Origin of the sequence: Sphaerotilus sp., from assembly GCF_013299175.1 — a bacterium.
GTDB lineage: Bacteria > Pseudomonadota > Gammaproteobacteria > Burkholderiales > Burkholderiaceae_C > Sphaerotilus.
Window position 1 is genome coordinate 13649 of record NZ_JAAFKF010000032.1, and the last position, 23311, is coordinate 36959.

Here is a 23311-nt window from a genome sequence, read left to right on the forward strand (position 1 = left end):
GGCTCAGTTGGCGATCAGGTGCTGGTGCATGAAGTCGAAGCTGGTCTTCAGCATCGCGGCGTGGTCCTTCGGCTTGTCGTGTTCGAGCACGAACAGGCTGACCCGCTGCTGCAGGTCGGCGAGCAGTGCTGCCCACGGCACGATGCCCTGGCCCAGCGCGCACCAGCCGTCCTCGTCAGCGGCGGTGCCGGGTGGAGCGATGTCCTTGGTGTGGATGGAGACGAGGCGATGGGCGTGGGGCATCACCGTGGCCATCGGGTCCAGCCCGGCGCGGGCCACCCAGCCCAGGTCCGCTTCCCAGCCGAGCTGCTTGGCGTTGGCGGTGCTGAAGATCCATTCCAGCGCGGTGCGGCCGCTGTAGTGCAGGAACTCGAACTCGTGGTTGTGGTACGCCAGCCGCAGCCCTTCGGCATTGAGCTTGTCGCCCACCTTGGCGAGCCGGGCGCCTAGCGCCTGCCAGCCGATGGCGGTGGCGGGCCGCTCGCCCATGGGCAGCCACGGCATGATCGCCAGCCGGCAGTCGGTGGCGTGGCAGGTGTCGATGACGGTCTGCAAATCGTGTTCGACCATCGCGAGGCTGACGTGCATCGACGACACGCGCAGGCCGTGCGCGGCGACCTTGGCGGCGAACTCGTCCGCGGGCAGGCCGTGGCTGGCGACGGATTCGACCCACTTGAAGCCAGCGGCGCGGGCCATCGCGAGCTGGGTGTCGAGGTCACCGGCTTCGCGCAGGGAGTAGAGCTGGACGGAGAGTTTCATGGGGGACTCCTGAATGCGGAAGGTTCAGAACAATCAGAACAGTTTGCTGGTCAGCGGTGCCGGCCGCTCGCAGCGGGTCTTGAGCGTGACGCTGCGCCCGGTGCGGCCAGCGTCGAGCGCCCGGTCCATCACCTCCAGCACATGCAGCGCCATCTCCGCGCTGCAGCGGTGCGGGCGGTCTTCCTGGATGGCGAGCGCCATGTCGATCAGGCCGATGCCCCGGCTGTTGGTGGCGTAGGGCCGGCCACCCGCCGCCCGTTCGAACGCGCCGGTCTGGCGGTTGTGCTTCACCGTGCCGCCGAACTGGTTCGGGTCGGCGCCGAGCAGCGTGCCGTCGTCGCCGTAGAGTTCCATCGGCGTGTGCGTGTGTGCCCAGACATCGAAGCTGGAGGTCAGCACGATCTGCGGGCCGCTGGCGAAATCGAGCTGCGTGACCACATGCGTCGGCACGCCCACCGGCAGCACTTCGCCCTCGCGTGGCCCGAACGGCACGCGGCGCTCGGTGTGCGTGACGTGCGAGGTGGAGCGCAGCTTGGCGACCGGGCCGAAGTGGTTCACGAGGTGCGTCAGGTAATAGACGCCGACATCGTGCAGCGGCCCACCGCCGGGCTGGTAGAAGAACGCCGGGTTGGGGTGCCAGTGGTCGGGGCCGTGGTTCATGAACTGCGCGGTGCCGTGGCGGATCTGGCCGACCGTGCCGCCATCGACCAGCGCCCGCAGCGTCTGGCCCGCCGCGCCGAGGAAGGTGTCCGGTGCGCAACCGACGCGCAGGCCCTTGGCGCGCGCCAGTTTCACCAGTTCCTGTCCCTGCTCGAACGTGGCGGCCAGCGGTTTCTCGGTGAAGAAGTGCTTGCCGGCGTTCAGTACCTGCATCCCGACGGCGTGGTGCGCCTGCGGAGGCGTGAGGTTGAGGATGATCTGCGCCTCGCTGGCGAGCAGGTCGGCGATGGACAGCGTGGTCAAGCCGTGTTCGGCGGCGCGGCTGGCGGCGAGTTCGGCGTTGGCGTCCGCGATGGCGACGATGCGGATGCGGCGGCAACGGGCCAGCGTCTTCAGGTAGGCCGGGAAGATGTTTCCGCAGCCGATGATGCCGATGGGGGTCGGCAGGGCAGGGGTGGCAGTGGTCATGGGAGGTCCGACAGGGCTGGATGGGGGCCGGGACCGACCGACTGGCGCCAGACGATTTCCGGGGGGAAATCGTGCGCCACCGGCCAGTCCAGGCCATAGCAGAGGTTGAGGGCTTGCCGGCTGGCGCTGATGGTCACGTCGGCGGTGGGGATGCGGATGGTGGTCAGGGGCGGCGAGGTGAAGGGCGCGAACTCGGCGTCGTCGTAGCCGAGCACGGACACGTCTTCCGGCACCCGCAACCCCGCCTGCGTGAGGCGGCTGATGACGGACAGGGCCATGAGGTCGTTGGCGACGAACACGGCGGTGAAGGCCGGGCGCCCACCCGTGGCGCCGGCCAGCAGTTGTCGGGCGGCGGCGGCTCCGCTGGCGAGGTCGAAGTCGCCATCGACGCTGTGCTCGGGCCGCACCGACACGCCGTGGCGGGCCAGCTCGTCGCTGAAGCCGTTCAGGCGCGCCTCGTTGTCTGGGGTGTCGCGCGGGCCGCGGACGGTGGCGATGCAGCGGTGGCCGCGGGCGAGCAGGGCGCGGGCGGCCAGCCGCCCCCCGGCCTGGTGGTCGGCGCAGAAAGCGTTGTCGTGGTGTTCGGCCAGACGGCGGTTGACGACCACCAGCGTCGGCATGCGCTCGATCAGCCGCTCCAGGTCGTCGTCGTGCAGGCGGTTGGAGGCGACGATCAGGCCGTCGCAGTCGCGCCCGATGAGGAACTCGATGCCGTCGAGGTCGAGCTGGCGGGTCGAGCCGATGCCGCAGCCATTGGCGGCGATCATGTGCCGGCCGTTGGCGCGCAGCACGCTGTCGATGGTGGAGACGATGCCGGAGTAGAAATGGCCGTCGAAGCCGGGGACATAGACGCCGATCGCCCCGGATTGCTGCAGCGACAGCGCCCGCGCCGTGCTGGAGGGACGGTAGTCGAGCGTGGCAACGGCTTCTCGCACGCGCCGGACCGTGTCTTCCGACACCGAGCCGTTGCCTGACAGCGCCCGCGACGCGGTGGCCACGCCGACGCCGGCCAGCCGGGCGACATCCTTGATGGTGCTCACGGCGCGTCCTGCCAAGTGTTGAGACAACCGGCGATGGTGCCATGCACCGACCCGCTTGCTGCTCCATGTACCCGCAGCCGCCGCACCTCGCCCGGCAGCAGGTCGAGGAAGTTGTCCTCGAAGCGTGCCCCCGGTGCGTCGAGCCACACGCCCTTGGCCGGGCGGATGGCGCTCACCAGAACGCAGCCGCTGTCCGGTTCAGCCATGACACGCACCTGGGGATCGGGGAAGCGGTGCCAGCGGAAGGGTTCGGGCCAGGCGTGGGCGTGGGCGGTCTGCGTGCTGTCGGTCAGCGTGAGGCGGCCGATCAGCGGTCGTGTCCGATCGGCGAACCATGCCGGCGGCGGCGTCAGCGGGGTCACGGCATTGGCCGCGAGCACCACGTCCGCGGTGGCCGTGTCGTCGATCGGCTCGCCGTCGATCGCCAGCAACTGCCAGCGTGCCTGCGCGGTCAGCACGGTGTCCGTCCCGTTCACCGCCCAGGCCGACACACCGGCATCGTCGCGCCGCACCGCGCAGGCCAACGGCGCCATCGCCCGGCGGATCGTGTACCACGCCGGTTTGGGATGGCCATTGCTGTCGATGATGGCCCAGCTCGTCACCGGCCAGCAGTCGTTCAACTGCCAGACCAGCGCGCCGCCGCAGGCCCGTGCCCCCGGCGTCTGCCAGCGGCGACGGAAGGCTTCGTAGGCGTGGCGCATGGCCTCGGCCTGCACGAACTGCGTCGCGTAGACCTCGGCGGCCAGCGTGTCCGGGTGGCGCAGCGTGTCGGCGCGGTAGACGGCCAGCCGGCGGTGGCCGTCCATGCCGACGGGGGACGACGCCTTGTTGTGCCACTGCACGGTGCGGCTGCCGGGGAAACGCTCCTCGGCGGGAATGGCCTGTTCGAGCACCGCCAGCGACGGGTGCGACTGCATCCCGAATTCGCTGACGAAACGCGCACCGACCTCGGCATACCGCTGGTACGGGAGCATGAGCTGGTGCCAGACCTCCCAACTGTGGCGGTCGCCGGTCGTCATGTCCTGCGACAGGCGGGGCTGGCCGGTGCCGGCGGCCGGCGGGGTGTAGGGACTGCCGGGCCAGTACGGACGACCCGGATCGAGCGCGTGGCACAGCGTCGGCAGCACCTGCTCGTAGAGCACGCGGGCCTCGAAGCGCGTCGGGTCGCTGCTCGGTGTGGCGCCGAGCGCACCGACCGTTTCCGCCAGCGTGTAGTCCTCGTTGTTGCCACACCAGATCGCCAGACTCGCCCGGTGCCGCAGCCGGGTGATCGCGGCGCGGGCCTCGGCCTCGACGCTGGCGACGAAGGCGGGATACGCCGGGTACAGCCCGCAGGCGAACAAAAAATCCTGCCACACCAGCACGCCCAGCGCGTCGCAGGCGTCGTAAAACGCCTCGTCCTCGTAGATCCCGCCGCCCCAGACGCGCAGCATCACGAGGTTGGCGTCCACCGCCTGCTGCACGCGCTCGCGGTAGCGGGCCGGGGTGATGCGGTGGAGCAGGTTGTCGTCGGGAATCCAGTTGGCGCCGCCGCAGAAGAGTGCGCGGCCATTGACTTCGAACACGAAGCTGCGGCCCGCTTCGCCCGCCACGGCGTCCTGCACCAGCCGCAGCCGGCGCAGGCCGAGGCGGCGCTGCTGCGTGTCGAGCACCGTGCCATCGGCGGCGACGACGCGGCTGTCGAGCGTGTAGAGCGGCTGCGCACCGTGTCCGGCGGGCCACCAGAGCTGTGGCGTCGGGACTGACAGCGTGGCTTCGTGCGCTGCGGTGGCGCGGCTGCGGTGCGTGGCGACGAGTGTGCCGGCCGCGTCGCGCAGCGTGTGGCAGACCTCGGTGCCGGTGCCGCCGTCGATGGCGCCCTCCAGCGTGGTGAACACGTCCACGCGGGCGTGGCCCAGATCGGCGCTCAGTGTCACCGGGCTGGCGAGTTCGGCGATGCGCAGGTCCGACGCTTCGAGCCGCACCGCCTTCCACGGCCCGCAGGTCAGCAGCGTCGGCCCCCAGTCCCAGCCGTAGTGGTACGGCGCCTTGCGCACATGCAGCCGGCTCGAATCGCCGTTCCACAGTGGGTGCGTGCCGTGGTGCGCCTCGATCGCCCGACCACGGTGAAGCGCGCTGTCGAAGCGCATCCACAGCGTGTGCCGCCCCGGCCCGAGCCGCCCGGTCACGTCCATGCGCAGCGGCACGAACATGTTGTCGCTCTCCGCCAGCGGCTCGCCGTCCAGCCAGAGCTTGGCGAAGGTGTCGAGTCCGTCGAAGCACAGCACCACGCGCTCGCGCCGCTCGTCGGCTGCCACGTCGAAGTCCAGCCGGTAGCACCAGTCGCGCTCGCCGACCCACTGCACCTCGGCTTCCTGCCGACCGAGGAACGGGTCGGGGATGGCGCCCTGGGCGAGCAGATCTCCATGGACCGAGCCGGGCACCGTCGCCACACGCCAGCCGTCGGGGGCCGAGAACGTGGTGGCATCGCCTTGGCGCGGATCGGCTTCTCGAAACTGCCAGCCGTCCTGCAGAAGCCGGGTGTGTGCGGGACGGCGGGTCATGGTCACACGCTCAGAGACGCGCCTCGGTCTTGGCGTCGAACATCGAGGCCCGCGGCAGGTCGAACCCGAAGGCGATCGGTTCGCCCACCGTGCCCTGCCACTGGTCGTCGGCGATGGCGCTCATCAGCACGCCGGCGATGGTGAACCACACGATCTTCTGCGGCCCGAGCGGCTCGATGAGCGTGAGCTTGCCGGTGTGCGGCGTGTCGGGTCCGACGCTGTGGCTCAGGCGCACCTGCTCCGGCCGCACGCCCAGTACCACCTCGCGGCCATTCACCGCCGCCTGCGCGAACGGGTAGGCCGACACCTCCTGGCTCAACGCCTCGCCGACGAAGTGGGTGCCGCCGTCCCGGTTGACCAGCTTGCCGCGCAGCGTGTTCATCGTCGGCGAGCCGAGGAAGCCGGCGACGAAGAGGTTCACCGGGCGGGCGTAGATCTCGTCCGGCGTGCCGATCTGCTGGATCACGCCGAGCTTCATCACCGCGATGCGGTCGGCCAGCGTCATCGCCTCCACCTGGTCATGGGTGACGTAGACCATCGTGGCGCCGAGCTGCTGGTGCAACTGCTTCAGCTCGCGGCGCAGCTCGGCGCGCAGCTTGGCGTCGAGGTTGGACAGCGGCTCGTCGAACAGGTAGACCTTGGCATCGCGCACCACGGCGCGGCCGATGGCGACCCGCTGGCGCTGGCCGCCGGAGAGCTGCGCGGGGCGGCGCTTGAGCAGCTCCGTCAGGTGCAGCATCTCGGCCGCCTTGGCCACGCGCTTGTCGATCTCGGCCGCCGGCACCCGTGCCACGCGCAGCCCGAAGGACATGTTGCGCTCGACGTTCATCGTCGGGTAGAGCGCGTAGGACTGGAACACCATGCCGATCTCGCGGTCCTTGGGGTCGGCCCAGGTGACGTCGCGGTCGCCGATGCGGATGCTGCCTTCGGCCACGTCGTTGAAGCCGGCGATGGTGTGCAGCAGCGTGGACTTGCCGCAGCCCGACGGGCCGAGCAGCACCAGGAACTCGCCGTCGGCGACTTCGAGGTTCATGCCCTTCAGGATGGTGTTGCCGCCGAGGACGATGTCGAGGTTGTCAATGTGGACGCTGGCCATGGTGGGGTCTCGTCAGAGTCTTCAAATGAAAGGAATCAGCCCTTGACGGCGCCGGCAGCGATGCCACGCACGAACCAGCGGCCCGAGAAGAAGTACACCGCCAGCGGCACCAGCGACGTGAGGATCGTGGCGGCCATGTCGATGTGGTAGCGGCGCTCGCCGAAGGTGGTGTTGACCAGGTTGTTGAGCTGGACCGTCATCGGGTAGTTGTCCTTGCCGGCGAAGATCAGGCCGAACAGGTAGTCGTTCCAGATGCCGGTGACCTGCAGGATGGTCGCCACGATCAGCATGGGCGTGCCCATCGGCAGCATGAGCTGGAAGAAGATGCGCCAGAAACCGCCGCCGTCGATGCGCGCGGCCTTGAACAGCTCGCCCGGCACGGCGATGTAGTAGTTGCGGAACAGCAGCGTCAGCACCGGCATCCCGAAGATGCAATGCACCAGCAGGATCGCCCAGTAGGTGTTGTAGAAGCCGCCCAGCCGGAACCACGCCACGAGCGGGTAGATCATCACCTGGAACGGCACGAAGGCGCCCAGCAGCATGATGCCGAACAGGATGTCGCCCCAGCGCGAGCGCCAGAAGCTCAGCGCGTAGCCGTTGAGTGCGGCGAGGAACACCGACAGGATGGTGGCCGGCACGACCAGTCGGATCGAGTTCCAGAAGCCGCCCTGGATGCCCTCGCAGGCCAGCGCGATGCAGGCGCTCGACCATGCCTCCTTCCAGTTGCCGAACTGCGGTGAGGCGGGCCACGCGAACAGCAGCGCCTGGCGGATCTCCTCGGGCGTCTTCAGCGAAGTCACCACCATCACGTACAGCGGCAGCAGGAAGAAGGCGGAAGTGACCAGCAGGAAGGCGTAGATGCCGATGCGGGCGGGGGTGACCAGCGGACGGCGGGGGCGCTGGCCGCGTGGTGTGACCGAGGAGGAAGCAGTGGTGCTCATGTCAGTAAATCCTCAGTGGCCGGCGTTCTGACGCGCCTGGACCTTGGAGCGCCAGTACAGCAGCGGCGCGAGCACGGTGAACACGGTGACCAGCATCACCACCGAGGCGGCCGAGGCCAGTCCGATGTTGTTGCGGCCGAACAGGTGGTCGATGATGAATTTGGCGGGCACTTCGCTGGCGTCACCGGGACCGCCGCTGGTCATCACCGCGACCACGTCGAAGGTCCGCACCAGCGCCACGGCCAGCAGCACGAACGCCGTGGCATACGCCGGGCCGAGCTGCGGCAGCACGACGCTGAGGTAGTAGCGCGGCTTGGAGACGCCCTCCAGGCGGGCGGCCTTCCACTGCTCTTCATCGACGCCCCGCAGCGCGGCCAGCAGGATGGCCATCGTCGTGCCACTGCCCTGCCAGACCATCGCCAGGCCGATGGCGTAGAGCACCATGTCGGAGCGCACCGTCCAGTCGAGCGTGAAGCTCTCCCAGCCCATGAGGCGAAAGGCGTTCTGCAGGCCCAGCGTGGGGTTGAACAGCCACTGCCAGATCAGGCCCGTGACGACAAAGCTCATCGCATAGGGATACAGGAAGATCGTGCGGAACCAGCTCTCGGCCTTGACCTGCTGGTCGATGAAGATCGCCATCAGCGTCCCCAGGATCAGCACGCCCAGCACGTAGACCACCGCCAGCACGCCCAGGTGCTGCAGCGACACCGTCCAGCGGTCAGTCTCGAACAGGCGCTCGAACTGCATCAGCCCGACCCAGTCGTCCCGCGGGAACAGCTTGGACGAGGACAGGGAAATCCGGATGCTCCAGATCACCGAGCCGACGTAGGCCAGCAAGGCGGTGATGGCCAGTGGCAGCAGGGCGGCGTGCAGGGCCAGGTTCAGGCGTTTCGGTCGTGCGGCGCGCGCCATGGCGGACCTCGCTGGTCATGCGGCAGCGCGACCCGGACGGCTGGCGTCGGCGGTATCGGTTGCGCGCGGAAGGGGAGAAAAGGGAGCGCGGAGTCGGGCAGCCGACCCCGCGCGGGGAAGCCTTAACGCTTCAGGGCCGTGGCCATCGCCTTGATGGCGTCATCGGTGGACTGGTTGGAGTTCCAGAACTTGCTGATCGCGTCTTCGAAGGCGCCGACGGCGTCCGGGCTCAGCAGCTCGTTGGTGCCTTGCAGCAGACGGCCTTCCTTGACAGCCTGCACACCCATCTGGGCGCACATGTCCATCTTGCTGGTGTCCACGTCGGTGCGGATCGGGATCGAGCCCTTCTTGTTGTTGAAGGCGACCTGACCTTCCGGCGAGATCATCATCTCGGCCAGCTTCTTCTGCGCCGCGGCCGAGTCAGCCGACTTCTGCTTCGGGAACACGAACACGTCGCCGCCGATGGCGTAAGGCATCTTCGGGCCGCCGGCCATGAAGCAGCCGTATTCCTTGCCCGCCGTCTTGCCGGCGTTGACGAACTCGCCCTTGGCCCAGTCGCCCATCATCTGGAAAGCAGCCTTGCCTTCGATGACCATGCCGGTGGCCAGGTTCCAGTCACGGCCCGGCGAGCCGGCGTCCACGTAGCCCTTGAGCTTCTTGAAGGTATCGACGGCCTTGCGGAAGCCGGGGGTGGAGGCGTCCTTGTCCTTGAAGGTCTTCAGGTACAGGTCTTGACCACCGGTGGCCAGCAGCACGCCGCGGAAGGTGATGCCTTCCTGCCAGCCTTGACCACCCAGCGCCAGCGGGACCACGCCGCCCGCCGCCTTGATCTTGTCCATGGCCGCGAACATCTCGTCCATGTTGGTCGGCTCCTTGGCGCCGGCCTTGGCCAGCACGGCCTTGTTGTACCAGACCCAGTTTTCGTTGTGCAGGTTGACCGGCACGGCGAAGTACTTGCCGTTGACCTTCACGGCGTTGCGGATCTTCTCGGGCAGCAGCTTGTCCCAGTTGCCCTTCTTGGCCACGTCATCGAGGTCGTTCAGCAGACCTTCCTTGATGATCTCCTCGTACTGCTTGCCGTAGTTGTACTGGGCCGCGGTCGGGGCGTCGCCACCCATCGTGCGGTTGGCCATCACGGTGCGGGCTTGCGCGCCGCCGCCACCGGCGATCGGGGTATCCACCCAGGTGCCGCCCGCCTTGGTGTACATCGTGGCGAATTCCTTGATGGCGGCGGCTTCGCCACCCGAGGTCCACCAGTGGATGACTTCGGCCTTCTGGGCGTGGGCGGCGCCGACGGCACCGACGCTGACCAGCGCGGCGGCGGCCAGTTGCTTCATGCGGATGTTCAGGATCGTCATGGCTTGTCTCCTCGGGTTGTAAGGGCGGCTGGGGTAGCGGCTGCCCGACGCTGTTGCAAAAAGGATTGGAAGGCGAGTGCGCTGTCTTTCAGCGTGCGCACCTGGGTGCCGTAATCGACGTGGACCAGTCCGAAGCGGCGCTCGTAACCGAAGGCCCATTCGAAGTTGTCCATCAGCGACCACACGAAGTACCCACGCACCTCAACGCCCGCGTCCATCGCCCGGCTGACCGCGGCGAAATGGCGCTTCAGGTAGGACTGGCGCTGGGTGTCGTCCACGCGGCCATCGACCACCGTGTCGTCGCTGGCCATGCCGTTTTCGGTGATGTAGATGGGCGGCAGATTGGGGTAGACCGCCTTGAAGCGGCGCAGCAGATCTTCCAGCCCCTGCGGACAGACTTCCCAGCCCATCTGCGTGCGCTCGACGCCTTCCAGCGGCACGTCGCGGAAGCCCGTCGCACCGTCGCTGTGCAGGTTGCTGTGGAAGTAGTAGTTGATGCCCAGGAAATCCAGCGGCCGGCGGATCACGTCCATGTCACCGGGCAGCACCAGCGGCGCACTGCCGGGCCACAGCTTGTCCCACAGGTCGGTGGGATAGCTGCCGGCGAGCAGCGGCTGCAGCACCCAGTCGTTGTGCTGGAGTTCGTAGAGGCGCGCAGCTTCCTGGTCGGCGGGGTCGGCGCTGTCGGAGGTGCCGCGGCCGACGTTGGCGACGATGCCGCAGGGCGTGCCGGGATCGTTCGCCCGGATTGCCTCCAGCGCCAGGCCGTGGCCCAGCAGCAGGTGGTGCATGGCCTGCGTGGCGAAGCGCGGATCGGCCAGCCCCGGTGCGTGGTGGCCGTTGCCGTAGCCGAGGAAGGCCGAGCACCACGGCTCGTTCAGCGTCATCCAGCCCTCGACCAGCCCGCTCAGCTCGCGGGCGACCAGCGCGGCGTAGTCGGCGAAGCGGTAGGCGGTGTCGCGGTTGAGCCAGCCGCCGCGGTCTTCGAGGTGCTGCGGCAAGTCCCAGTGGTACAGGGTGACGTAACGCTGCACGCCATGGGCACCCAGGCGGGCCAGCAGGCGGCGGTAGAAGTCGAAGCCTTGCGGGTTGGGGGTGCCATCGGCGTGCATGACACGCGGCCACGCGATCGACAGCCGGTAGGCATCGACACCGAGGCCGGCGATCAGATCGACATCGTCGGCCCAGCGCGTGTAGTGCTCGCAGGCGTGTTCGCCCGTGTCGCCGCCCAGTGTCTTGCCGGGCGTGGCCGAGAAGGTGTCCCAGATGCTCGGCAGCCGACCGTCCACGTCAATGGCGCCTTCGATCTGGTAGGACGCCGTGGCCACGCCCCAGAGAAAACCGGGTTCTGCCATCGCCGAGCCTGCTGGCGGGGCGATGTGGTCGGCCATCGAGGGCGGGACGTGATCGGTCAAGAAGAACTCCGGACAGGCGGCAAAATGGAAAATGGTGCATTGGAACCGGTTCCAATGCACCACCAGTTTCGCTGTGTCAGCCGCCTGTCAGGAGAGGGAAAACCCGGTTCATCGGGAATCCCCGGGGGTTTTTTTAGACAGCGTTCAGAAAATGTTCAATCAACATTCAATGCGCAGGCTCAGCGATCATCCTCGCCGATCACGCGGTACAGGCCCGCACCGAGCAGTGCGCCGGCGATCGGCGCGACCCAGAACACCCACAGTTGCTCGACAGCCCAGCCGCCAGCGAACAGCGCCACGCCCGTCGAGCGCGCCGGGTTCACCGAGGTGTTGGTCACGGGGATGCTGATGAGGTGGATCAGGGTCAGCGCCAGACCGATGGCGATGGGGGCGAAGCCGGCCGGGGCGCGGCGGTCGGTGGCGCCCAGGATGACGATGAGGAAGAACGCGGTCATCACGACTTCCGTGACCACGGCGGCCAGCATCGAGTAGCCGCCGGGCGAATGCGCGCCGAAGCCGTTGGACGCGAAGCCCTTCGTCACGTCGAAGCCGGGGGCGCCGCTGGCGATGGTGTAGAGCACCGCGCCGGCCGCCAGCGCCCCGACCACCTGCGCGGCGATGTAGGGCACGAGCTTGCCCGCCGGAAAGCGCCCGCCCGCCCACAGCCCGATCGACACGGCCGGGTTGAGGTGGCAGCCGCTGATGTGGCCGATGGCGAACGCCATGGTCAGCACCGTCAGACCGAAGGCGAGCGACACGCCGTGCAGGCCGATGCCGACTCCGGGAAACGCGGCGGCCAGCACCGCGCTGCCGCAGCCGCCGAGCACGAGCCAGAACGTGCCGAGAAACTCTGCGCCATAGGCTTTCATGGGGACACTCCTCAGGGTTGGAAGGAAAGACAGACGTCCAGCTTAGGCAGCCGCTGCGTCCGGCAAACCAACCAAAAGGCGGGCATATGTCACGGTGAATACCCCTGAATGCCGGGGTCAGGCCCCTTTCAGACCCCCTTGCGGCGCAGATCCCGAAACGGCCCGAACAGCCAGGACCGCATCCCGATCACCAGCGTGAACGGCCGTTTCTGGTCGTCGGGCAGGCGCTGGTCGGCCAGGTGCTGCTGCGCGAAATCGCTGGCGATGCGGCCCAGCCGTTCGTTGAAGACCTGGGCGACGCGGGGGTTGATCTCGCCGTGGACCAGCATGAGCTGCTCGCCCTCCGCGTCAAAACCACCGCGGAAGTAGTCCGGCACCACCTCGGCGCGGAAGAACTGCATCACCGGCCCGTGTGGGCGCCAGCGGAAGGTCTTGGCCACCTTCATGCGGTAGCGGTTCTGCGGCTTGAGTTCGATGATGCCCAGCCGGTCGAGCTGCACGAAATGGCCCACCAGCTCCGCCTCGGTGTAGCCATAACCGGTGAGCACCTGCTCGAAGGTCCACTGGCTCAGGCAGCAGATCGCCGCCAGCAGCAGCTTGCGGTCGGCGACCACCGCGCGCTCCTGCTCCGGGGTCAGCTCGATCCGGGGTGGCGTGTCGTCGGCGACGCGGCGGGCCAGCTCCGCGAAGTCGGTGCGCAGCACGCGGCAGATGGCGTCGATGCGCGACAGCGGCATGTCCCCTTGCGCGAACATGCGCTTGACGCTCGACTCGGCCATGTCGAGCTGCGGGGCCAGGGCGGCGTAGGTGATGCCGGCGGTTTTCAGTTCGGCCTTGAGGACGCGGATCAGATCGGCGGTGGTGCTCATGGTGTGCAGCGTCGTGTAGCTCGTGCAGCGATTTGGTATCGCCAAATGATACTCATCGACGCATCGGCCGATATTCCGTTGCTTATGGTTGCACCCTGCGGGCCGCTGCCCGACGATCCATTCCGTGTTCAACGCATCACCTGCCGACAGGCCACACACCATGCCCTCCGATGCCCATACCCCGTCTTCGTCCTCCGTCGTGCGCCGCGACACCCGCGCCTGGCGCGCCCAGGTCTGGATCTCGTTCGGCCTGGCGGTGACGCTGTGCGCGACCGGGCTGGCGTGGTTGCCCGGGCAGGATCTGGACCGTGCGTTCATGGTCATGGGCTACCTGTTCTGCCTGACCTCGGCGTTCGGCCTGTCCAAGTTCATCCGCGACAACGACCGCCGCAGCAGCGACACCCCCGGCTGGCGCTTCGTGGTGTGGGGCGGTTTCTTCCTGGCGATGGCGCTGACGGGCTGGGGCCTGTGGCGCATGGACGTGCAGCCGGTGTGGAAAGCCTACCTGGCGGTGAGCTGGCTGTTCCTGATCTCGTCGGTGTTCACGCTGGCCAAGACGCTGCGGGATGCCCACGAGGCGGATGTGATGGAGGCGCGTCTGCAAGGCCGCCGCGAAGCCCGTGACGAAGCGTGAAGCCCGCAACCCTGCAACTGTGCAACTCTGACGAGGTGAAGACCATGAAGACCCCGAACAAGCTCTTCGGCCTCCTGCTGGCCGCCACGGTCGCGATGGCGCCGATGGCTGCGCAGGCGCACCGCGATGGCTCGGAGGCGAGTGTGTTGTCCGCGCTGTCGCTGGGCGTGCCGCTGGCGATCTCGGCGGCGCCGGCCGCGGCGGTGCTGTCCGCTGGTGCGGTGCTGACGGTGGCGAGCGTGCAGGTGGTGGCCGCCGGCACGGTCTGGGTGCTGACCCAGGCATCCACTGGCGCCAGTGTCGTGCTGAACCTGAGCGCAGCGGGTGCCGAGGCGGTGTCCACCACGGTCGGGACTGCCGTGGTGGTGACGGCGCTGAGCACCGGCTGGATTCTGTCGGCGGCGGGCAAGGCGCTGTGCTTCGTGCCCAACGAGATTGGCGCCTCGCTGATCTACAACGAACGGATGACGCGGTGAGCGCCGCCCATGCCGCGGCGGGTCTGGCGCTGGCGGTGGCGCTGGTGACGCCACACGCCCATGCCGGCCAGAACTGCGTTGAAAAACCGCCGTCCACCGAGCAGATCCGCCGCTCGCTCGACCTCGCCGTGAAGACCGTGCGCTGGCTCGACGCCAGCGGCGCCAAGCTGGTGGTCATCGCCCGGCGCGGCCAGAACCTCGACCGCTACGGCGTGCGCTACTCGCACCTCGGCTACGTCTACCGCGACGAGGCGGCCAAGGCGTGGCGCGTGGTCCACAAGCTCAACCAGTGCGGCACGGCCGAGTCGGCGCTCTACCGGCAGGGGCTGGCCGAGTTCTTCAGCGACGATCTGTTCGACTTCGAGGCCGCGTTGGTGGTCCCGACACCGGCCGTGCAGGACGCGCTGAGGCCGCTGCTGCAGGACAACGACCGCGCCGCCGTGCTGCACCACAAGCCGTACAGCATGGTCGCCTACCCGTGGTCGCAGCGTTACCAGCAGAGCAACCAGTGGGCGCTCGAAACGCTGGCCTGCGCGGTGGAGCCTGGCGCCTGCGACCGCACCCGCGCCCAGGCGTGGCTGCAGTTCAAGGGGTATCAGCCGACCACGCTCAACCTCAGCGCCGGCCAGCGCCTGGGCGCCCGCGTCGGCACGGCGAACGTGGCCTTCGATGACCACCCCAGCGCCCGCCGCTTCTCCGACCGCATCGACACCGTGACCGTCGATTCGGTGTTCACCTTCCTGCAGCACACGGGGCTGGCCGGCACGCCGCAGACCGTGCGCTGACTGCACTACAGTCTCCCGGCGGCGCCGATCCCCGCGCGCCGCCCCTGACGACGACACGAGGACCGCTCCCGATGAGTCACCCCGACCAGACCAGCCAGTTCGCGCTGCTCGGCCAGCGACGGTTCGCACCGTTCTTCTGGACCCAGTTCCTCGGCGCCGGCAACGACAACCTGTTCAAGTTCGCCTTCACGGTGCTCGTGACCTACCAGTTGCAGGTCGAATGGCTGCCGCCGTCGCTGGCCGGGCTGGCGATCGGGGCGCTGTTCATCCTGCCCTTCCTGCTGTTCTCGGCCACCAGCGGCCAGCTCGCCGACAAGCTCGACAAGGCGCTGCTGATGCGCTTCGTCAAGTCGCTGGAGATCGGGATCATGGGGCTGGCGGCGTGGGCCTTCGTGCAGGATGCGGTGAACGTGCGGGTCGTGACGCTGCTGGGCTGCGTGTTCCTGATGGGGCTGCACTCGACGCTGTTCGGCCCGGTCAAGTTCGCCTACCTGCCGCAGCACCTGAGCGAGCGCGAGATCACTGGCGGCAACGGCATGGTCGAGATGGGCACCTTCGTGGCTATCCTGCTCGGCAACGTCGCGGGCGGGCTGCTGATCGGCATGGCCGAAGGCGGGGCGCGGGCGGTGGCGATCGGCTGCGTGGCGACGGCGGTGCTCGGGCGGATCGTCGTGCAGTTCGTGCCGCCGACGCCCGCCACCGACCCGGCGCTGAAGATCAACCCCAACCCCTTCACCGAGACCTGGCGCAACCTGAAGCTCGCGCACGGCAACATCGTCGTCTTCCGCTCGCTGCTGGGCATCTCGTGGATGTGGTTCTTCGGGGCGGTGTTCCTGAGCCAGTTCCCGGCGTTTGCCAAGGAGGTGCTGCACGGCAACGAGCAGGTGGCCTCGCTGCTGCTGGTGGTGTTCTCGGTGGGCATTGGCGTCGGCTCGCTGCTGTGCGAGGTGCTGTCGAAGCGCCACGTCGAGATCGGGCTTGTCCCGCTGGGCGCCATCGGAATGACGGTGTTCTCGGTGGACCTGTACTTCGCCGCGACCGGTCTCGCACTGCCGCAGGGCGCCGCGTCGTACACCCTTGGCGCTTTCCTCGCGCAGCCGGCGCACTGGCGCGTGATGCTGGACCTGGCACTGCTGGCGGGGTCGGCGGGACTCTACAGCGTGCCGATGTACGCGCTGATCCAGTTGCGCGCCCCCAAGAGCCACCGCGCCCGCATCATCGCCGCCAACAACATCCTCAACGCGCTGTTCATGATCGCCAGCTCGGTGATCGCCGGCGCGATGCTGGGCGCCGGCGCCACGATCCCGCAGGTGTTTCTGGCGACCGGGCTGGCCAACGCGCTGGTGGCGGGCTACATCTTCCTGCTGGTGCCGGAGTACCTGCTGCGCTTCCTGGCCTTCGTGCTGACGCGCTTCGTCTACCGCCTGAAGCTCACCGGCGACCAGCACATCCCGACCGAAGGCGCCGCCATCGTCGCGGCCAACCACGTCAGCTACGTGGACGCCATCGTGCTGGCCGCGGCCAGTCCGCGGCCGATCCGCTTCATGATGGACCACCGCATCTTCGCCACCCCGGTGCTGGGCGCGCTGTTCCGGCTGGTCAAGGCGATCCCAGTGGCGCCGCAGAAGGAAGACCCGGTGGTCTACGAACGCGCCTTTGCCGAAGCCGCCAAGGTGCTGGCCGAGGGCGATCTGCTGGGCATCTTCCCGGAGGGCGGCATCACCCGCGACGGCACGCTGCAGCCGTTCAAGGGCGGGATCATGAAGATCCTGGAGCGCCAGCCCGCGACCGGCGTGGCTGTCGTGCCGGTGGCGCTGGTCAACCTGTGGGGTTCGACGTTCTCGCGCATCGAGGGCGGCAAGGCGTTTGCACGGCCGCTGCGGCGCGGGCTGTTCAGCCGCGTCGAGGTGGTGGCCGGCCCCGCGATACCGGCCGCGCTGGTCACGCCCGAGCGGCTTCAGTTGGCCGTAGGCACCTTGTTGCACACTGGAGTACCAGTACCAGTACCCTTGCCCGAGCCAGCTCCCTGATTCCATCCCCACGCACCATGACCCTGCCGCCCGAGTCCTGCCTCCCCGTGCTCACCGTCACCGTGGTGCGTGACGAGTCCACGCTGATCACGCTGCGGGCGGCGTGGGAGTCGCTGGAAGGGCAGGCCGAGGTGTCCGGCCTGTACGTGACCTGGAGCTATGTCCGGTTGGCCTGGCAGCATTTGGCGGCACCGGGCAACGAACTCTGGATCCTGGTGGTGCGCGACGAGCAGGGCAGGCTGCATGGGGTGCTGCCGCTGGTGCGCGTGGCCGAACGGCATTACGGCATGGCGGTGCAGGTGCTGCGCCACATCGGCATCTGGGAGGGGGACCGGCCGGGGCTGCTGGCGCTGGAGGATGCCGACCGTGTCTGGGGTGTGCTGTGGCAGTCGCTGGTCGCGCAGCGGTCGGCGTGGCAGGTGCTGGATCTGCGCGAGCAGGTACCCCAGAACTGGCCGCTGCGGGCGCTGCAGCGTCCTGGCCGGGGGTTTTCCACCGACACCCTGCCTGATATCGACGCGCCGTTGCAGCCCTTGGGCGCGGACTGGGGCCTGCACGAAGCCAGCCTGCGTGCGCCGGTGCGCGCCCATCGCCTGCGGATGCAGCAGCGGCTGCACGCCGAGTTCCCCCACGCCCGCACCACCGTGGCCCGCACGCCCGAGGACATTCCTGCGGCGCTGGGGCGCTACCTCTTGCTGGAGCAGGCCTTGGTGCAGGCTGGCGGCGGTGTGACCATTGGCAGCAACCTGCGCCGGGCGGCGTTCTACCGCGACTGGCTGCCGCTGCTGGCCGCCCGTGGCGATGCGGCGGTGTGGTTGCTGGGGGACGAGGGGACGGACCTGGCGGGTCTGATCCGGCTGCGCTGCGGGGACACCTGGATCGAGCGCCACGCTTGCTACGCCCCCGCCCAGGCCGACCTCAGCCCCAGCCTGCTGCTGACCGTCGAGGCACTGGAGCGCAGCTTCGGCACCACGGCGGTGGAGTCCACGCTGGTCAGCGTGCGGGAGCCGGAGGGTGCGGCCGGATCGGTGCTGGACTGGTACGCGGGGCGTTGTCCGACGCAGCGCCTGTCGGTGTGGAACCTGCGTTCGCGGCTCGGGCCGATCGGATACCTGAAAGGGCTGGGGCGCCGGTTGCGTCCCCGCCCGCGCCTCAAGCGGTAGCCGGGTTGGCCGTTGCCAGTGCCGCCGACGCCTTCACCAGTCCGCGCACGGCCGGCAGGCACGACCCGCAGTTCGTTCCGCACTTCAGCGCGCCTTGCAGCGCCGCCATGCGCTCCTCGGCACTGCCGCTGCAACGCCCGAGCATCTGCACGATCTGCGGCTCGGTGACGTTGAAGCAGGTGCAGACCTGCCTGCCGCGGTCCTGCACCGGCACTGGCGCGGTCGGGCTGCCGGCGAGCAGGGCGCGGCCATGCGCCTGCGCGGGCAGTTCGTCCTGCAGCAGCGTCTTGATCCACGACTCCGCCCGCGTGTCACCCGCCAGCAGGACGCCGCGCAGCAGCCGGTCGGCGCCCACGGTCTGCATCTGCACGGCGCGGTACTGGCCACGCTGGCGGTCGTGGTAGACCAGCGTGTCGCTGCCTGACAGGCCGAGCAGCGCCTCGATCCGCTTGACCCGCTCTTCCGGCATCGGCGCCGCCGCGGCGGCACGCCAGATCAGCCCGGCCAGCCCGTCCGCATGCGGCTCGCGCCCGAACGGCAGCACCATCGCGTAGCCGAACTGCGGCATCAGCGCCTTCAACGCCTCGCGGGCCTTCAGCGCGTCCTCTTGCGGCAGCCATGCCAGCCCCAGCATCCGCCACGGCAGCTTGACCGGCTCGATCCGCACGGCGGTGTGTTTCAGCTCAGGCTGCTTCGAGGTCGGGCAGAAGGTGGGCAGCGTCAGGCCGTTGACACCCAGACGTGCCACGCCCTTGTCATCGGTGCCACCGAGCACTTCCTCGCCCCAGTGCATCGGGATGGACGCCTGCGTCGGTGCCACGGACTTGCTCACCTGGATCGGCAGCACCACGCTGCCCCGGCGCGAGCGCACCTCGACCAGCTCGCCATCCTTCAGACCGCGCCGCGCCACGTCGGTCGGGTGCATCTCGACCACCGGCTCGGCGACGTGGCCGAACAGGCGGCCGAGGGTACCGGTGCGGCTCATGCCGTGCCACTGGTCACGCAGGCGGCCGGTGGTCAGCGAGAAGGGATAGCGGGCGTCGCGCGGCTCGGCCACCGGGCGGTAGTCGGCGGCGCTGAAGCGGGCGCGGCCATTGGCGGTGGCGAATCGGCCGTCCTCGTAGAGGCGCGCCTGTCCGGCCACTGCGCCCTCGGGCATCGGCCATTGCTGCGGGCCGTCCTGCTCGATGCGGTCGTAGCTCAGGCCGGTGATGTCGAGGTCACGGCCGCGGGTGCTCTCGCGGTGTTCGTTCCACACCGATTCGGCGGTGTCGTAGGGAAAGAGGGTGGCCTGTCCGTTCAGCCGCTCGGGCAGGCGCGTCTCCAGCCGGCGGGCGATGTCCACGGCGATCTGCCAGTCGTGGCGCGCACTGCCGGGTGCCGGCACGGCAGGGCGCACGCGGCTGATGCGGCGCTCCGAGTTGGTGACAGTGCCCACCTTCTCGCCCCAGGTGGTCGCTGGCAGCAGCAGGTCGGCATACGCGGTGGTCGCGGTGGTCGAGAACGCTTCCTGGACGATGACGAACTCGGCCCGCTCCAGCGCCCGGCGCACCATCGCCTGGTCGGGGATGGACTGCGCCGGGTTGGTGCAGGCGATCCACAGCGCCTTGATCTGGCCGTCGGCGGCGGCCTGGAACATCTCGATGGCGCTCTTGCCCGGCTTCGACGGCACCTCGGCCACGCCCCACAGACCCGCGACTTCCGCCCGGTGCTGCGCGTTGCCCAGATCGCGGTGGCCGCTGAGCAGGTTGGACAGTCCCCCCACTTCGCGCCCGCCCATCGCGTTGGGCTGGCCAGTGAGCGAGAACGGGCCGGCGCCGGACTTGCCGATCTGACCGGTCGCCAGGTGGAGGTTGATGAGCGCGGCGTTCTTGTCGGTGCCGGCCGCGCTCTGGTTCAGACCCATGCAATACAGCGACAGCGTGCGCCCACGGTCGGCCAGCGTGCGACCGGCGCCCTGTGCGAACCAGCGTGCTGCCTGGACGAGGTCTTCTTCCCGGATGCCGCAGACGCGGGCGGCGTCCTTCGGCGTCCACGCCCGCACGGTGTCGCGCAGGGCGTCGAAGCCGCCGGTGTGCGCTGCGATGTAGACCGGATCGATCAGCCCTTCCCACAGCATGACGTGCAGCATGCCGTGGAACAGCGCCACGTCCGTGCCCGGCTGGATCTGCAGGAACAGGTCCGCCATCTCCGCCGTCTCGGTGCGGCGCACGTCCACGGCGATCCAGCGTTGGTCCGGCCGGGCGCGGCGGGCGTCTTCCATGCGGCGGAACAGGATGGGGTGTGCCCAGGCCGTGTTGCTGCCGGCGATGAACACCGTGTCGGCCAGTGCCACGTCCTCGTAGCTGCACGGCGGGGAGTCGGCGCCGAGCGTGGCCTTGTAGCCGGCGACGGCGCTGGACATGCACAGCCGCGAGTTGGTATCGACGTTGTTGGTGCCGAGCAGGCCCTTGGCCAACTTGTTGAAGACGTAGTAGTCCTCCGTCAGCAACTGGCCGGACAGGTACAAGCCCACGGCGTCCGGCCCGTCGCGGCGCACGATCTCGGCCAGGCGGTCGGCGGCGAGGTCCAGCGCGCTGGTCCAGTCGATCACCTCGGTCGTGCCGCCCCGCCCGCCGCGCTGCAGGCGGTCACGGCGCAGGCGCGGTTGCAGCAGCCGCGTGGCCATCGTCACCGGGGCGCTGGCGGTCAGGTGCAGCGTGCTGCCCTTGGTGCAGAGCCGCCCGAAGTTGGCCGGGTGGTCCGGGTCGCCGCGCACGCCGGTGATCTGCGCGCCATCGGACTCGATGATCACGCCGCAGCCGACGCCGCAGTAGGGGCAGGTGGACTTGGTGTCGAACGTGGTCATGGTCGTGGTCATCGGGTCGCCCTGTCCGCGTCAGGCCAGTTCGCCGACCGCCAGCGTGTTCAGCTCTTCGGCGTCGAGGAACACCTGGTTGCCGACCACCTGGACCGCGAAGCGCGGCGTGCAGCCTTCGTCCGGTGCCTTGGCGCAGCCGCTGTCCAGCCCGATGGTCCAGTTGTGCAGCGGGCAGGCGACGCTCTCGCCGAACACGATGCCCTGGCTCAGTGGCCCGCCCTTGTGCGGGCAGCGGTCAAGCAGCGCGAACACCTTGTCCGCACTGTTGCGGAACACGGCGACATCACACGACCCCGGCCGGGCCACGCGGCGGGCGCCGAGCACGGGGATGTCGTCAACGGTGCAGATGGATTTCCAGTCACTCATGGGGATGTCCAGTGGTTCTTGTCTTGAGGTGTTTTGAGGTGTCTTGTCCGGGAGGTCAGGCGACGCTGACCGGCTTGAACTGCCGCGTGTCCACATGCGCCTTGGCCGACTCCAGCCACGGGTCCGCCGCACCGTCGAGCGCGAACTGCAGCCGCTCCCACAGCGCCTTGCGCAGCTCGGCGTTGTCGATCACCTTGGCCTTGACGTAGTCCAGCCCCACGCGGTCGATGTAATGCACGGTGCGTTCCAGGTACCAGCCTTCCTCGCGGTAGAGCTGCAGGAAGGCGCCCGCGTGCTCCAGCACCTCGGCCGGCGTCTTCACCTTGACGAAGAACTGCGCCACCTCGGTCTTGATGCCACCGTTGCCGCCGACGTACAGCTCCCAGCCGGAGTCCACGCCGATGATCCCCACGTCCTTGGTGCCCGCTTCCGCACAGTTGCGCGGGCAGCCCGAGACGGCGAGCTTGACCTTGTGCGGCGAGTACATCGCCCACAGCGCCCGCTCCAGGTCCTTGCCCATCTGGGTCGAGTCCTGCGTCCCGAAGCGGCACCACTCGCTGCCCACGCAGGTCTTCACCGTGCGCAGCGACTTGGCATACGCGAACCCAGACGGCATGCCCAGATCGGCCCACACGCCCTGCAGGTCTTCCTTCTTCACGCCCAGCAGGTCGATGCGCTGACCGCCCGTGACCTTGACGGTCGGGATGGCGTACTTGTCGGCCACGTCGGCGATGCGGCGCAGGTCGGCCGCCGTCGTCTCGCCGCCCCACATGCGCGGGATGACCGAGTAGGTGCCGTTCTTCTGGATGTTGGCGTGGCTGCGCTCGTTGATGAAGCGGCTCTGCGGGTCGTCCTGCGCCTCCTTGGGCCAGGTGCTGAGCAGGTAGTAGTTGATCGCGGGGCGGCAGGAGGTGCAGCCGTTCGGCGTCTTCCACCCGAGGCGCTGGTAGACGCCGTTCGGGCCGGCGTGGCTGACGAGGTGCTCCTTGCGGATCGCGTCGCGCACTTCCTGGTGGCTGAAGTCGGTGCAGCCGCACATCGCCTTCTTCTTCGGCGTGGCGCTGTAGTCGCCGCCGGCCGTGAACATGATGAGCTGCTCGACCAGCCCGGTGCAGGAGCCGCAGGACGCGCTCGCCTTCGTGTGCTTGCGCACCTCGTCCAGCGTGAACAGGCCCTTGTCCTTGATCGCCTTGCAGATGGTGCCTTTGGTGACGCCGTTGCAGCCGCAGACCTCGTCCTTGTCGGCCATCGCGGCGGCCTTGCTGTGTCCCTCATGGCCCACGTCACCGATGTTGGACTCGCCGAACATCAGCCGGTCGCGGATGTCGTGGACCTTGCGGCCCTCGCGCAGCAGCTTGAAGTACCAGCTTCCGTCCACCGTGTCGCCGTACAGGCAGGCGCCCACCAGCTTGTCGTCCTTGATGACCAGCTTCTTGTAGACGCCGCCCACCGGGTCCGACAACAGGATTTCCTCGAAGCCCTCGCCGCCGGTGAAGTCGCCCGCCGAGAACAGGTCGATGCCGGTGACCTTGAGCTTGGTGCTGGTCTGGCTGCCGGTGTAGCGGCCGATGCCGAACTCGGCGAGGTGCGTGGCGCAGACCTTGCCCTGCTCGAACAGCGGCGCCACCAGCCCGTAGGCGATGCCCCGGTGGCTGGCGCATTCGCCGATCGAGTAGATGCGGGCATCGGTGACGGTCTGCAGCGTGTCGGTGACGACGATGCCGCCACGCCCGCCGTGGTCGCACAGCAGGCCCATCTTCTTGGCCAGGTCGGTGTTGGGGCGGATGCCGGCGGCCATCACCACCAGGTCGGCCGGGATCTCGCGGCCGTCCTTGAACTGCACCGCCAGCACGCGCCCGCCCTTGCCCTCGTCCTGGTCGCCGATCAGCGCCGCGGTCTGGGCGCCCATCTCGAACTTCAGGCCGCGGTCCTGCAGCGATTTCTGCAGCAGCTTGCCGGCCACGTCGTCGAGCTGGCGCTCCATCAGCCAGCCGGAAATGTGGACCACCGTGACCTGCATCCCGCGCAGCATCAGCCCGTTGGCCGCTTCCAGCCCCAGCAGGCCGC

Annotated in this window: 19 protein-coding genes; 5 read left to right on the plus strand and 14 right to left on the minus strand. The window is 68.8% G+C overall.

What is annotated here, in order from left to right; genetic code table 11:
- Positions 1 to 3: 3 nt before the first annotated feature.
- The 11 genes from QZW52_RS07785 to QZW52_RS07835 all read right to left on the minus strand — a co-directional run bounded on the left by QZW52_RS07785 (position 4) and on the right by QZW52_RS07835 (position 12930).
- A complete protein-coding gene (locus QZW52_RS07785) occupies positions 4 to 759 on the minus strand; it encodes a sugar phosphate isomerase/epimerase family protein (RefSeq protein ID WP_293997004.1) in 756 nt (251 codons plus the stop codon).
- 33 nt (positions 760 to 792) lie between these two features.
- On the minus strand, positions 793 to 1887 hold the full coding sequence (locus QZW52_RS07790; RefSeq protein ID WP_293997006.1) for a Gfo/Idh/MocA family protein: 1095 nt from the start codon (positions 1885 to 1887) through the stop codon (positions 793 to 795).
- A complete protein-coding gene (locus QZW52_RS07795) occupies positions 1884 to 2927 on the minus strand; it encodes a LacI family DNA-binding transcriptional regulator (protein ID WP_293997008.1) in 1044 nt (347 codons plus the stop codon). Before QZW52_RS07795 ends, QZW52_RS07790 begins: the two co-directional genes overlap by 4 nt.
- A complete protein-coding gene (locus QZW52_RS07800) occupies positions 2924 to 5470 on the minus strand; it encodes a beta-mannosidase (protein WP_293997010.1) in 2547 nt (848 codons plus the stop codon). The genes QZW52_RS07795 and QZW52_RS07800 overlap by 4 nt, the downstream gene beginning before the upstream one ends.
- A gap of 10 nt (positions 5471 to 5480) precedes the next feature.
- The gene (locus tag QZW52_RS07805; RefSeq protein ID WP_293997011.1) at positions 5481 to 6566 is read right to left on the minus strand and encodes an ABC transporter ATP-binding protein; all 1086 of its coding nucleotides are present in this window, start codon (positions 6564 to 6566) and stop codon (positions 5481 to 5483) included.
- A gap of 35 nt (positions 6567 to 6601) precedes the next feature.
- The gene (locus QZW52_RS07810) at positions 6602 to 7507 is read right to left on the minus strand and encodes a carbohydrate ABC transporter permease (RefSeq protein WP_293997012.1); all 906 of its coding nucleotides are present in this window, start codon (positions 7505 to 7507) and stop codon (positions 6602 to 6604) included.
- A 12-nt stretch (positions 7508 to 7519) separates the two neighbouring features.
- Positions 7520 to 8419, minus strand: a complete 900-nt coding sequence (locus QZW52_RS07815; protein WP_293997013.1) for a carbohydrate ABC transporter permease — start codon at positions 8417 to 8419, stop codon at positions 7520 to 7522.
- Between the two features lie 122 nt (positions 8420 to 8541).
- A complete protein-coding gene (locus QZW52_RS07820) occupies positions 8542 to 9777 on the minus strand; it encodes an ABC transporter substrate-binding protein (RefSeq protein WP_293997014.1) in 1236 nt (411 codons plus the stop codon).
- Positions 9774 to 11168, minus strand: coding sequence for a GH1 family beta-glucosidase (locus QZW52_RS07825; protein ID WP_293997035.1), 1395 nt, complete (start codon positions 11166 to 11168; stop codon positions 9774 to 9776). Before QZW52_RS07825 ends, QZW52_RS07820 begins: the two co-directional genes overlap by 4 nt.
- Before the next feature lie 203 nt (positions 11169 to 11371).
- The gene (aqpZ, locus tag QZW52_RS07830; RefSeq protein WP_293997016.1) at positions 11372 to 12061 is read right to left on the minus strand and encodes an aquaporin Z; all 690 of its coding nucleotides are present in this window, start codon (positions 12059 to 12061) and stop codon (positions 11372 to 11374) included.
- 128 nt (positions 12062 to 12189) lie between these two features.
- Entirely contained in the window at positions 12190 to 12930 is a 741-nt protein-coding gene (locus tag QZW52_RS07835) for a helix-turn-helix domain-containing protein (RefSeq protein WP_293997018.1), read from the minus strand.
- Between the two features lie 160 nt (positions 12931 to 13090).
- Between QZW52_RS07835 and QZW52_RS07840 the strand changes: the two genes are divergently transcribed.
- The 5 genes from QZW52_RS07840 (at position 13091) to QZW52_RS07860 (ending at position 18018) form a co-directional block, all read left to right on the plus strand.
- Positions 13091 to 13564 carry a YiaA/YiaB family inner membrane protein gene (locus QZW52_RS07840; RefSeq protein ID WP_293997019.1) on the plus strand — a complete coding sequence of 158 codons (474 nt, stop codon included), beginning with the start codon at positions 13091 to 13093 and terminating at the stop codon, positions 13562 to 13564.
- 44 nt (positions 13565 to 13608) lie between these two features.
- A complete protein-coding gene (locus tag QZW52_RS07845) occupies positions 13609 to 14040 on the plus strand; it encodes a hypothetical protein (RefSeq protein ID WP_293997020.1) in 432 nt (143 codons plus the stop codon).
- A complete protein-coding gene (locus tag QZW52_RS07850; RefSeq protein ID WP_293997021.1) occupies positions 14037 to 14825 on the plus strand; it encodes a DUF2145 domain-containing protein in 789 nt (262 codons plus the stop codon). Before QZW52_RS07845 ends, QZW52_RS07850 begins: the two co-directional genes overlap by 4 nt.
- 71 nt (positions 14826 to 14896) lie before the next feature.
- Positions 14897 to 16855: an MFS transporter gene (locus QZW52_RS07855; RefSeq protein WP_293997023.1), complete on the plus strand. Its 1959-nt coding sequence runs from the start codon at positions 14897 to 14899 to the stop codon at positions 16853 to 16855.
- Positions 16856 to 16872: 17 nt separating this feature from the next.
- Positions 16873 to 18018 carry a GNAT family N-acetyltransferase gene (locus QZW52_RS07860; RefSeq protein WP_293997025.1) on the plus strand — a complete coding sequence of 382 codons (1146 nt, stop codon included), beginning with the start codon at positions 16873 to 16875 and terminating at the stop codon, positions 18016 to 18018.
- Here the strand turns inward: QZW52_RS07860 and QZW52_RS07865 are convergent.
- The 3 genes from QZW52_RS07865 to nirB all read right to left on the minus strand — a co-directional run.
- Positions 18008 to 20878, minus strand: coding sequence for a nitrate reductase (locus QZW52_RS07865; RefSeq protein ID WP_293997027.1), 2871 nt, complete (start codon positions 20876 to 20878; stop codon positions 18008 to 18010). The genes QZW52_RS07860 and QZW52_RS07865 overlap by 11 nt on opposite strands.
- An 18-nt stretch (positions 20879 to 20896) precedes the next feature.
- Positions 20897 to 21244: a nitrite reductase small subunit NirD gene (gene nirD, locus QZW52_RS07870; protein ID WP_293997029.1), complete on the minus strand. Its 348-nt coding sequence runs from the start codon at positions 21242 to 21244 to the stop codon at positions 20897 to 20899.
- Positions 21245 to 21299: 55 nt separating this feature from the next.
- The coding region (gene nirB / locus QZW52_RS07875) for a nitrite reductase large subunit NirB (protein WP_293997031.1) at positions 21300 to 23311 on the minus strand (2012 nt) is incomplete at its 5' end.